Annotated in this window: 8 protein-coding genes and 1 rRNA gene; 1 reads left to right on the top strand and 8 read right to left on the bottom strand. The window is 46.6% G+C overall.

Going from position 1 to position 12,614, the window contains the following annotated elements; genetic code table 11:
• Nucleotides 1-197: ribosomal RNA gene (locus MH144_RS16095) — 16S ribosomal RNA — on the bottom strand; the annotation flags it as partial.
• Nucleotides 198-722: 525 nt separating this feature from the next.
• On the opposite strand from MH144_RS16095, the gene MH144_RS16090 reads away from it, so the two are divergent.
• Nucleotides 723-2,087, top strand: a complete 1,365-nt coding sequence (locus MH144_RS16090; RefSeq protein WP_239302238.1) for a molybdopterin-dependent oxidoreductase — start codon at nucleotides 723-725, stop codon at nucleotides 2,085-2,087.
• A 121-nt stretch (nucleotides 2,088-2,208) separates the two neighbouring features.
• On the opposite strand, the gene ligA is transcribed toward MH144_RS16090, so the two are convergent.
• The 7 genes from ligA to MH144_RS16055 form a co-directional block, all read right to left on the bottom strand.
• Nucleotides 2,209-4,227, bottom strand: coding sequence for an NAD-dependent DNA ligase LigA (gene ligA, locus MH144_RS16085; protein ID WP_239302237.1), 2,019 nt, complete (start codon nucleotides 4,225-4,227; stop codon nucleotides 2,209-2,211).
• Nucleotides 4,228-4,440: 213 nt separating this feature from the next.
• Nucleotides 4,441-6,801 (bottom strand): DNA helicase PcrA, encoded by a 2,361-nt coding sequence (pcrA, locus tag MH144_RS16080; RefSeq protein WP_239302236.1) that lies wholly within the window; start codon nucleotides 6,799-6,801, stop codon nucleotides 4,441-4,443.
• Between the two features lie 293 nt (nucleotides 6,802-7,094).
• Nucleotides 7,095-7,790, bottom strand: coding sequence for a heptaprenylglyceryl phosphate synthase (gene pcrB / locus MH144_RS16075; protein ID WP_239302235.1), 696 nt, complete (start codon nucleotides 7,788-7,790; stop codon nucleotides 7,095-7,097).
• Between the two features lie 253 nt (nucleotides 7,791-8,043).
• Nucleotides 8,044-8,919 carry a phosphatidylinositol-specific phospholipase C/glycerophosphodiester phosphodiesterase family protein gene (locus MH144_RS16070; protein ID WP_239302234.1) on the bottom strand — a complete coding sequence of 292 codons (876 nt, stop codon included), beginning with the start codon at nucleotides 8,917-8,919 and terminating at the stop codon, nucleotides 8,044-8,046.
• Between the two features lie 185 nt (nucleotides 8,920-9,104).
• Nucleotides 9,105-10,505: an undecaprenyl-phosphate glucose phosphotransferase gene (locus tag MH144_RS16065; RefSeq protein ID WP_239302233.1), complete on the bottom strand. Its 1,401-nt coding sequence runs from the start codon at nucleotides 10,503-10,505 to the stop codon at nucleotides 9,105-9,107.
• On the bottom strand, nucleotides 10,502-11,491 hold the full coding sequence (locus tag MH144_RS16060; protein WP_239302232.1) for a glycosyltransferase family 2 protein: 990 nt from the start codon (nucleotides 11,489-11,491) through the stop codon (nucleotides 10,502-10,504). The genes MH144_RS16065 and MH144_RS16060 overlap by 4 nt, the downstream gene beginning before the upstream one ends.
• 95 nt (nucleotides 11,492-11,586) lie before the next feature.
• Nucleotides 11,587-12,522 (bottom strand): glycosyltransferase family 2 protein, encoded by a 936-nt coding sequence (locus MH144_RS16055; protein ID WP_239302231.1) that lies wholly within the window; start codon nucleotides 12,520-12,522, stop codon nucleotides 11,587-11,589.
• Between the last annotated feature and the right edge of the window lie 92 nt (nucleotides 12,523-12,614).

Below are 12,614 nucleotides of genomic sequence, written 5' to 3'. Positions count from 1 at the left end.
GGCGAAGAAAGCAAGTATTCGGTATTAGCTACCGTTTCCGGTAGTTGTCCCAAGCTTGAGGGCAGGTTGCCTACGTGTTACTCACCCGTCCGCCGCTAACCATCAGAGAAGCAAGCTTCTCATCAAGTCCGCTCGACTTGCATGTATTAGGCATGCCGCCAGCGTTCGTCCTGAGCCAGGATCAAACTCTCCAATAAAGTATTGAAAAGAGCGATTAGCTCATTTTGAATCTGACGATTCATTATAAATCATAAGTTACTATCCATTTGTTCAGTTTTCAAGGAACTTGTTGCCCGTTTTTGTTGATGATTGTCAACCGGACAGGATATTTATCTTATCATGTTAACCAGCTAACTGTCAACACTCTTTTTCGTCATTGTTCAAACTTTTTCGACAATCACTCGTTTGAAGCGACAAGAAATAATATACCATGTCTGAATTTAGATAGCAAGCATTTTTTAATCTTTTTTTTCAAAGAGCATTCAATATATATAAGCAGCCATAAAACCATAAACCTTTCCTCTCATTTATAATAAGATTGACTTTACCTTTATAACGCATACTAATGTAACGGTTTGATGTGAGTGATCCAAAGCTTCTATAATGAGGTATATACAATAAAGAGAAAGCAATGACATAGCATCATTTAATACGTTCTTCATTTTCACCGCTTACTACATATGAAGATTTACTGCTTATAACTTTATTTGAGGTGATCACTCTTGGAACAGTGGCTAAAAAAACTTCGCAAAGGATACGGCAAAAAACTTGTGTCTCTCCACTTCTGGAATGCCTGGATCGTAGTAATTCTCGCCGTAACGGGACTTTTGCTAGTCGGTGGCTTCTGGCGTGAACTACTCGGTATTGGGCGCGTATGGCTAAAATGGCTGCATATTATTGTAGGATTGGCTATGTTAGCCCCTGTTGTATATTACTTGATCCTGGCGAGTAAACACTGGAAACAGCTCCGGAACAAGCCTTGGCAAAAAGTAAATACGATCATCGTGCTTGTTCTGCTGGTTGGCTGGTTAATTTCTGGCATTGTATTGTGGCAATTTAAACTCGCAGGACCTGAGTGGTCCAATGCAGCGTTACTAACTCATGATCTGTTAACTTGTCTGGGTCTGCCCTATATTATCTACCACTCCATTACCCGTACCAAATGGTTGAAAGATTCAACTCGCCGCACGGTAAGTGCTACCACATCGATGAAAGACTTCCGTGGTACTTCCGATTCATTGGGTACATCTGGAGAAAACACAGCTGCTGCTGCAATTTCAACTCCTAGGTCTGATCGTACTGCTGTGACAAAATCACCTGACCAACCCCAGAAACCCCAGCCCGTGTATACACGGCGTGCGTTTATCCGGTCAGCTGTAGGTGTGGGGTTAGCCGTTACCCTGGGCCCTACCTTTGTCTCCTGGGTTGGACGTAATCTCAGTATCGATAATAGCATCGACAGTATGCTGGAGAAGGACCCCAATCGGATGAGTCCATTGCCGCAACCCGCTGCTGCTTCTTCCCCTCCTATTGGAGGAGGAGCTGAAGGTCATTTCAGGGTATACACGGTTACGCCCATCCCTTCCTTTTCGAATGAGAATTGGTCGTTCAGGATCGATGGGCTTGTCGAACGCGCACAAGTCTGGAATTGGGAACAGTTCGTTAAGCTCGCGCGCACTGTACAGGTTAGTGATTTCCATTGTGTAACGGGTTGGTCCGTATACAAAAACACCTGGGAAGGCATTTCTCTTAAACAGCTGCTGACCCAAGCCGGAGTGAAGCCCGGAGCACACAGTGTCAAATTTTACTCTGGAGATGGGGTATACACAGATGCCATTACGATGGATCAAGCACAGATGGATGATATTATGGTCGCAGTCATGCATGACGGTAAACCCATCCCGGCAGATCTCGGGGGTCCGGTACGACTTGTCATCCCCCAGATGTATGCCTATAAATCGGTTAAATGGTTGAATCGCATTGAACTTATCGACAGCGAACATATCGGTTACTGGGAGGAAAGAGGTTATGATAAGGATGCATGGCTCACAGGCGCAGCACAGCGCTTTCCCAATATCAGTTCCTAACGTTTCTCCTCCAACTATGTAGAGTCTATGTATTGGAAAACACCCTACAGTTGCACAGCAAAAACCCCCGATCCACCTAATGTGGCTAATCGGGGGTTTCTTCATTTCCTAGCTTATAGGGTCAGCCCTGCTGATTCAAAAGACGAACGAGTTCATCCTCATCCTCAATGGTTGGGATGCCCAGATCATGCGCTTTGGCCAGCTTGCTGCCTGCCTTCTCTCCGGCAATGACAAGGTCGGTCTTTTTCGAGACACTGCCTGTGACTTTTGCTCCAAGTGCTTCCAGTCTTTGCGTAGCCTCGTCACGCGTCAGTTGATGCAATGTTCCGGTCAGCACGACCGTTTTACCACTAAAGAAGGAATCTTCGACTACCACTGCTGGTGCCTCAGGTGCCTGTGCTTTCACGCCCAAGTCCAGCATTTTTTCGATCGCAGCCTGGGTAAACGGATCTGCGAAGAACGTTACAATACTCTCGGCTACAATGCCGCCAACGTCAGGAAGTTCAACAAGTTCCTCCGCCGTTGCATTCATGATAGCGTGCAGATCACGATAATGGTCGGCGAGCATACGTGTCGTTGATTTACCTGTATTCGGAATGCCCAGCGCGTACAGGAACGATGCAAGGTCACGATCCTTACTATGCTCCAGCGCAGCGAGAAGGTTGTTAGCTTTCTTTTCACCAAACCGTTCCAGCTTCACCAGATCATCAAATTGCAATGTATACAGATCAGCAGGCTCACGCACACTGAGCTCATCATACAGCTGTATCGCTGTCTTCTCACTGAACGTCTCAATATCCATGGCATCACGGGAAGCAAAATGGGAGATTCGGGCCACAGTCTGCGGTTTACAAGCCAATTTGTTATTACAGAACAGATGCGCTCCGCGCTGCTCGAGTGGGAATCCGCAAGCCGGACACTGCTCTGGATATATGATCTCCTCGCCATCACTCTCTTCCGTCACTTTACCCAGGATTTCAGGGATAACGTCATTGGAGCGGCGGATAAAGACACGCGTGCCCAAGGCAAACTTCAGATTTTTACGCTCAATATCGCCCACATTGTTCAATGTACAGTTCGAAACCGTTACTCCCGCCAGTTCGACCGGTTCTACACGTGCGAGCGGAGTTACTTTACCGGTACGGCCCACATTCCAATCAACGGATTTGAGTACAGTTGTGGTCTCTTCTGCTTCGAACTTATAGGCTACAGCCCAGCGTGGGAACTTGTCCGTATAACCAAGCACTTCACGTGTGCGCATATCGGTGATTTTGATAACGGCCCCATCAATCAGGTAGTCGAGCTGTCCCCGATTCTCCTGAATGGCGGCAAGCTGTTCCATCACATCATCAAATTCATGGAAGTACGTAATCGACGGGTTCACTTTGAAACGGTTCTCACGCAGAAAATCCATCATCTCTTGGTGATTGGCAAATTCAATGTCATCCGAGTACCCTACATTGTAAAAATAGGCATTAAGCCTGCGCTCTGCCGTCGTCTTCGGATTCAGGTTACGCAGAGCTCCGGCTGCTGCGTTACGGGCGTTTTTGAGCGGCTCTGCTGCTGTCTCATTGTACCGGTTCAGAACGGACAGATTCATGATGCCTTCGCCTTGTACTTCAATCGTACCGTCAGTATACGGAATTCGGAGCGGAACGGATTTGATCGTTCTAACCTGAGCCAAAATCCCTTCGCCAACCGTTCCGTTCCCGCGTGTAGAAGCCTGTACCAATTCGCCATTGGTATATGTCAGGTTTAGGGTGAGCCCATCAAACTTCAACTCAATAACGTAGCCGGGTTCCGGTAGAGGGTTGCCTGGATTTTTGCTGTTGTAGTCATTCACGAGCTTCAGTACACGAGTATTCCAGCTCCGCAGCTGTTCGATGTTTTGGGCTTTGTCCAAGCTCCACAATGGAGACAGATGGCGATGCGGGGTAAACCCCTTCAGCAGTTCGCCACCGACACGCTGGGTTGGAGAATCAGGCAAAACCATCCCGCTCTCCTGTTCCAGGGTAACCAGTTCGTCATACAGGAGATCATATTCCTTATCACTGATCTGCGGCTGATCCATCGTGTAGTACTGATAATTATGCTGGTTCAGCTCGGTAACGAGTTGCTCCATCCGGTGCATCGGGTCCATACAGGGCCATCCCTCCGTTAATTTAATCTATGTAGAACGAACACTTATATTGCACTTGAACTAAGCTGACAGAATAATCCTCCGATCGCTGTTGTCACTGGATTTCTTGTCATATTCATTAAGGTTGAAATCCCGTGACAAAGGCGAACGCGTTGCTTCTACAGATTTTCTGCCCTCTTCATTATTGTGCAATATTAAAGTTTCGTTCTTAATTTATTCTACTTTGGTAATAGGGGCAAAACCGGCGAGCAGGCGTTTCACACCGACCGGAGCCGGGAAGGCAATTTGCAGTTCCGTGTCATTCCCGGTACCTTTTACCGCCACAATGGTACCCGTACCCCATTTGCCATGCTGCACTTTATCTCCTGCTTTGAAGCCTGCTTCACTATTCGAAGCTGCGGGCTTGGAGGCAGATGATGGCGTAGCATATGTTGGACGCGAGGTACTTGTGGTCACACGGGAAGTTGGCGTGGACGAAGTAGCCGAGGAGCCACTTCTGCTCTGCTGTTCAAAGAGCTTGGCCGCACTTCCACCACCAAAGTTACTTCCTCCACTGGAGCCAAGTCCACGTCCGCCATAGGATCCTCCTGCATTGGTACCACGACGGTAACGGTCACGGGCAATGGAAGTATCCTCTTTGAGCTCATCCGGAATTTCATCCAGGAAGCGGGAAGGCGGGTTCGCCGTAGTTCGTCCAAACAAGGTACGCATCTGGGCACAAGACAGGAAGAGCTGTTCTTCTGCACGAGTAATCCCTACATAAGCAAGTCTGCGTTCTTCCTCCAGCTCTTCATTATCCATAAAGGCCCGGCTGTGCGGGAAGACGCCTTCCTCCATACCCACGATAAACACGACAGGGAATTCCAGACCTTTGGCACTGTGCATGGTCATCAGGGTAACAGCGTCGCTCTGATCTTCTTCATCATCGTTCATGCTGTCGATATCTGCAATGAGTGCCAGATCAGTGAGGAACGAGACGAGCGTTTTATCTTCGTTATTTTTCTCAAATTCCATGGTCACGGAAAGGAACTCTTCAATGTTTTCCAGGCGTGCACGGGATTCGAGTGTATTTTCGTTCTGCATCTCAAGTCGATATTGACTCATCTCCAGAATCTTCTCGGTCAGTTCGGTTACAGACAGGTACTCTACCATCTGATGCAGTGCAGCGATCATGTCGTAGAACTCCACCAGCGCGTTCCGTGTGCGGCCCGCAAAGCCGAGATCGTCCACAACCTGAAGCACACGGAATATGGAAATCCCTCGCTCTCCCGCTGCAGCTGCCAGCTTCGCCACCGTTGTATCCCCGATGCTACGTTTAGGCACATTAATGATCCGGGTGAGGCTGATATCGTCGTCAGGGTTAGACAGAAGGCGCAGATACGCCAGAATGTCCTTGATCTCTTTACGATCATAGAACTTGATGCCGCCGACAATCTGATATGGAATATCAGACTTGATCAGAATTTCCTCTATAACCCGGGACTGGGCGTTGGTTCGATACAAAATCGCATGGTTTTGATAGGATTTGCCGTTCTTCACATTTTTACTAATCTCTGAGGTAACAAAATACCCCTCATCATGCTCGGAGTCCGCACGGTATACCTTGATCTTCGAACCGCCTTCCTTGTCTGTCCACAGCTTCTTCGGCTTACGTCCGGAGTTCAGGCCAATAACCTCATTCGCTGCATTCAAGATGGTTGAAGTTGAACGGTAATTCTGCTCCAGCATAATGGTCTGTGCCTCTGGATAGTCTTTCTCAAAGTTCAGGATGTTGCTGATATCCGCACCACGCCAGCGATAGATTGACTGGTCACTATCCCCAACGACGCAGATCCGGTGATGACTGTCAGCCAGCATGCGGCACAGCATATACTGCGCACGGTTCGTATCCTGATACTCATCGACGTGGATGTACTGGAATTTCTTTTGGTAGAAGTCGAGAACTTCCGGCACTTCTTTGAACAATTGAATGGTTGCCATAATGAGATCGTCAAAGTCGAGCGAATTGTTGGCTCTCAGACGTTTCTGGTACATTTTATATACCTTCGCCACAATGCCTTCAAAATAATCGCCAGCCTGCTTCTCATATTGGTCAGGACCGATCAGTTCATTTTTCGCGGTACTCATCATGGCCTGAACGGCTTTTGGTTCGAATTTCTTGGTGTCGATATTCTGGTCTTTCATACAACTGCGGATAACGGATAACTGGTCGGATGAGTCCAAAATACTGAAGTTAGAAGTAAAACCAATGCGTTCAATGTCACGGCGCAGGATGCGCACGCACATGGAGTGGAACGTGGATACCCAAATGTCGCGGCCTTGGGAGCCGCCAACGAGCTGTGATACCCGGTCCTGCATCTCACGAGCAGCTTTGTTCGTAAACGTAATCGCCAAAATGCCCCATGGAGGTGTCTTGCGTGTTGCGATAAGGTAAGCAATCCGGTGTGTCAGCACCCGGGTCTTACCACTGCCCGCTCCGGCCATAATCAGTAACGGTCCATCGGTTGCCTCGACGGCTTGCCGCTGAGGGGTGTTAAGCCGTGCCACGGCGTCATGTATATTTACAGGTTGCATGCATGCATGCTCCTTTCGTTGGTTGATCGATTAAGCAAAATCAGAAGGTTACACTGGTCACTCCGAGGCTAGAATAAGCTTCCGATCGCTGTTATTCCCAGATTTTTTTGAATCACTTTTATAAGGTGAAAATCCGGGAATAAAGGCGAGCGCTCCGCTTCTCCAGCTTACTTCTGTCCTCTACGCTTTTCGTGTAAACGTAATTGAGCTTAATATAAATTTTATATTAGTAGGGCAAAGTTCTATTTTAACAGATCGTAAGGGGAAATTGGGGGAATGGTAAACTAAACCGATTAAACGGTTCCTTTTACAGCTTGTACCGTCTCAAGTGCCTTCTTCAAATCGCTGTACACAATGTTACCCACGACGACGGTGTCTGCAACTTTGGAAGCTTGTGCTGCTTTCTCGGAATTGTCGATTCCCCCGCCATAAATGAGATGTGCGCGATCCAGTTGTCTACGCGTCTCGCCAACCAGCTCCATATCGCCAAACGTTCCGCTGTACTCCATATATATAATCGGAAGATTGAGCAGCCGCTCTGCAGCTTGGGCATACGCCACCGCCGCACCCGTCGTCAGCTCTGTATCTGCTCCGGTCAAATGCGCTACGGTGGAGTCGGCATTAAGTACAATATACCCTTCGGCAATTAGCAGATCCCACGGTATGAGGTAACCAAAACGTTCGATGGCTTGTTGGTGATGCCCAATCATCCATTTGCTATCTGTGGCATTCAGCACCATCGGGATCAGATATCCGTCAAAACCAGGGACAACTGCCTCCAGATCTGATACTTCCAGCACACAGGGCAGCTCGTAGCGACGTACGCGGGACATCAGGTCTACCGTGTTATCATAGGTGATTCCCGAAGACCCCCCAACGATAATAGCATCGGTCCCCGACATACATACCAGATCGAGTGCTTCATCCGTGATTTCCCGGTCCGGGTCGAGCTTAAATACGTGTCTCCACTGCTTAATCATGTCTATCAACGAACATTCCTCCAGAGGTTCTTCTGCATCCTAAAAAGCTTGTAAACTAAGTCTAAGTCAGCAGGCAGTGAGTGTCAATGTTCGCATAAAAAGGGGAACAAAAAATCACAGACTTTTCCCTGTAAAGTGCAGGGATCAGTCTGTAATTTTAAGAGAAATGAAGTTATATCGCTATTAATTAAACAATGCTCGAGTAATAGTGAAGGGCTACTTTTCTAAGGTGGTTGGAATGTTAATTCTCCACTTATAAGCGTTATGGCTTCCAGGCAAAACGAGTATTCATCTGATCCAGCTCTTCTTCCGTCAGCACATCTGAATAGACACCATATACGCCCCACTTTTCATAGTTCGCCACCTGGTCAGTGTCATTGATGGTATGCACGTACGTAACAGCGCCCGCCTTCTTGAGCTTGGCAACGAAATTCTGATTTACTTTATATTCCGGCATGGTTACGGCATCAATGTCATTGTTCTCAACAAAATCTACGACCTGTGCTTCGGTATCCTGCGTTGCATAAAGGGTATAGATAATCGAGGGGAACGCATAGATTTCTTTCACGGTTTCCAGCATGGGCTCATTATAAATCTGCACGACGATGCGATCCAGTACAGATGGATCTTTCTTTTTGGCAGCGATGACGAGAGAAGATAGCACTTGCTGAATATCCTCATCTTTCTGCTCCTTCGTATCCGTTACGATATACATATCGGGATATTGCGACAGCACATTAATGATGCCATCCGCGTCCATGGGTTGGTAGATGCCCAATATTGGGGTGTTCATAAATTCATCGTGCGTAAGTGCCCCAGCCTGTTTGTCTTCAGGAAGCTCCTCTTCCTGTCCCAGTAGTTTGCTCATATTGGCAGTCCATTCATGTCTGGCTACGGCTACGCGATCTGAGGTGAGCATGAAGTCGATCTCAAACACTCTCGTGCCTTTTTCATAATTAGCGATCATCGCTTCATAAGCGTTGGTATAAGGCTGATCACGGATACTGCCCATGGCGTGAGCAATCAGTCGGTAGGCTGTAAATCCATCGCGCTGTTCCTCACTTTGACTCTCATAGGCAAAAAACAGGGTCCCCACGGTAACAATCAGTAGTGTAATGACGGCAGCGATACGTTTCATATGATGTTCACATCCTTTAGGAGTGATATTGGAGGTAGGAGGTAGGAAGTAGATAGCTAATAAGATATGACAGCGTATGTGCGGGATTTCCTTTTTGATAGCTAACTACCCGAATTGATGAGGTGTAAAACAAAAAAGCCGCCCGGAGGCAGCTGTTAAATGGTGGTACGGTTAGTCTGTTGAATCTAATACGCATTCTTGAGACCATTTCGAATGGTTTCCCATATGATTTTGATATCGAATAATAAAGACCAGTTTTCAATATAAAAGATGTCCTGTTCGATCCGATCCTCAATCGAGGTATCTCCTCTTAACCCTTTACTCTGCGCCAATCCCGTAATTCCTGGGCGGACGTGATGTTTAATCATATACTTCGGAATTTCATCCCTGAATTGATTCACGTAGTACGGACGCTCCGGCCTTGGGCCGACTACACTCATATGACCCAGCAGCACGTTGAAGAATTGAGGCAATTCATCCAGGCTGGTGCGTCTAATAAATGTACCGAATGCCGTTCGACGCGGATCATCCTTCGTGGACCAACCGGTGTCGACTACACCTTCAGGAATGACTTTCATCGAGCGGAATTTAAACATCATGAAGTTGCGTCTGTTGAGACCAACACGTTCCTGTTTGAAGATGATCGGTCCAGGCGACGTCAATCGCACACCTAGTGCCACGATGGCCATCACCGGAGAAGTTAGGATAATTGCGACGAGAGAGAACAGAATATCGAAAGCACGCTTCATCAATCGGTTTACGGCCATATCCAGAGGGATATCACGCACGTTAATCATCGGCATACCAGCAAAATTGTCGAAATGAGGACGGGCCGGAAGATAATCAAAGAAATCTGGAATAATCAGTGTCCGTACGCCGGCCTTCTCACATACTTCAATGATATGCGGATACTTATCGTGAGCATCCAAAGGAAGTGCAAGAATCACCTCGTCGATCATACGAGTCGACAGGATTTCTTCCAACTGGTTGATCCGTCCCCTGATCGGCTTGTAGCGCTGCTGCTCATCTTGATCCCAGCGACGATAATCATCGAGAAAACCATATACTTCATATCCCAGTTCCGGATAACTGCGGAGATTATTATAAAAGCGTTGACCTAGAGAGCCTGCTCCAAGGATTAATACGAATTGGCGGTTGAAGCCCTTTTTGCGTAGTCTTCTCAGTTGCAGCTTGACGATGTAACGGTAGATTAGGGTAAAGGCAACGTTGCCAATCATGTACATGGCCAGATAGGCACGAGAAATGTCGACTTCCTTAAAGAAGAACATTAAGCTCATCAGCATAAAGAAGGCGATCCCATGGACCTGAATCAGTTTCATGAATTCATCTACAAAACGTTTTTTCCGTTTAGGTACGTATAAGGAGACCATTAAGCCGATGAGGAGAGCCAACCCTCCATATGCAATACTCCATACAAAGTACTTCTCAATCGGCAACGCACCCTGGTTGATCAGAAGATTGCTCTCAAACTTAATCCACCAAGCCATTAAGAAGGAAAACTGTATCACCATGAAATCTGCCGCAATATACAGTTGGGTCAGAAATTGCTGATTACGCCGAATCATGCTTTCACCTCGGAAGATGTCTCACGAACTTCCGCACCACCGGATGGTAATTCTTTTTGAGGAGCCGGTTTAATCAGTTTATTGCGGATCAGAGACAATGAGAATTTTAATGAGATACCGAACCATACGGCTGTGTTGGTCAAAACACCATAACGCTTGGCATAATGTTTACGGTGGAAAACCCACATCGCTCTATGAAACTCATAAATGATTTTCATAGGTTTACGCCGGGCACTCGCACCTTTGTAATGCACAATATATGTACGTGGGTAATAATAAATGCCCCAGCCCGCTTCTTTGATGCGGTAACACCAGTCGATATCTTCACCGTACATGAAGAAGGTTTCATCCAAGCCACCCACTTGGTCGATGGTTTCACGCCGCACGAGCATGAACGCACCGACAAGACAGTCTACCGGATACTCATCATCCGGGCTGAGATGCCCCAATTGGTACCGGTTAAACTTTGGACGATCCGGGAACATGCGTGAGATACCGAATGCATAATAAAAGGATGCCGATGGCGTTGGAAATCCCCGCTTGCACGCTTTATCCAGGGAGCCATCAGGAAGGATCACTTTACAGCCGGATGCCCCCATCTCGGGATGAATGTCCATGAATCCGATCATGATATCCAAAGTATCCTTCTGTACAACCGTGTCCGAATTGAGCAGTAGAATATACCTTCCTTTGGCAATTTCCATGGCCTGGTTGTTAGCAACGGCGAAGCCCGTATTGTCCCTATTGGCAATCATACGAACCTCTGGATACGCTCCTCCGATCGCTTCCACGGATCCATCGCGCGATGCATTGTCAACAACAATGACTTCATATTGAAAGGAAGTAAGAGATTCATACACCGATGCCAGACAGTCCAGCGTCAGCTGGCGTGTATTGTAGTTAACGATGATGATGCTGACATCAGGACCATAGTTGTTATTATTTTTCGATCTCCCTCGTAAGGGAACATCTGCTGTTTCGACCATTTTGTAAAACTCCTGACTTTGTAAAGCTGTGTTTATCTATTGAAAGTATAGCATATTATGGGCAATCGAGTGGAAAGCGCAGCCAATCTATTAACTTATATCTTCTTCAAGACGTATATGAGCTTAAGAACAAGGTTATCAAGAGACGCTTGACGGTAAAAGGGCATTTTGGAAGCATAACTGATACGTTTAACCCAAGAGCTGTCCAGGTGGTTTAAAAAGCGCTGTATGTCCTTTTGTTGTTGAACAGATAAAAATTCTCTGTAAGTTTCAAGAAATAAAGATGCTTGTTTACTTAGACTAAAACTTCCTTCACTGAAGAAACGCTTCAATCTATTTTTCCATTTCATGAGCCAACCTTCGCTGCCCCCGCCAAGAACGTTCCCTTGGTGTTGTCGGTACAAAATCATTGGCTCTTCATCAAAAATCACTTCTCCAAACGCACTAACATACAGATAAATCCATCGATCATGCATAATAATCGACTTCAAATCGACGGGAATACTTCTCTTAACCCGCTCAAACGTGATTGGATTCAGCACCATAGTACAACCCACACAACAGTTTTCGACCATGGCATTATACATACTTAACGGCTTAGGAGGGAGGGTCGGCCACACATTCAGGTTGTTCAAATCCTGATCTACCATTTGTGTAGAAGAACAATACATAAGTGGTATGTTCGTTTCCCTCAATTGTAGTTTAGCTACTGCCCTTCTAAGTTTGTCCGGCTTCCACACATCATCCTGATCACAAAATGAGTAATAATCATACACAGGCTCAGTTTGGCGCATCAGCTCAAAGAAACTCCCAATCACGCCCAAGTTTCTACCTTTAATAACTCGGATCTTATCCGGGTGAGATTTAGCATATTCGTTTAACTTTTGTACAGTTCCATCAGATGATCCATCATCCCTAATATTAATCTGGACGTCCACCTCATGTTGTGCGAGAAGGCTTTCCATCTGTTCATCAATGTACTTTACTCCGTTATATGTAGAAAGCATAATGCATACTTTAGATTTATTCACGTGCCACCTCAAAATCTGACTTTTCTTTATTATATACGAAAACTCCCGCCCATAAGTAAGAGCGAGAGTTACATCGTGCTACTATGGCCGTT

It is taken from the genome of Paenibacillus sp. ACRRY, from assembly GCF_022346995.1.
Lineage (GTDB): Bacteria > Bacillota > Bacilli > Paenibacillales > Paenibacillaceae > Paenibacillus.
The sequence above is the reverse complement of the archived record's forward strand: the minus strand, read 5'-3'. Positions and strand labels throughout refer to the sequence as shown.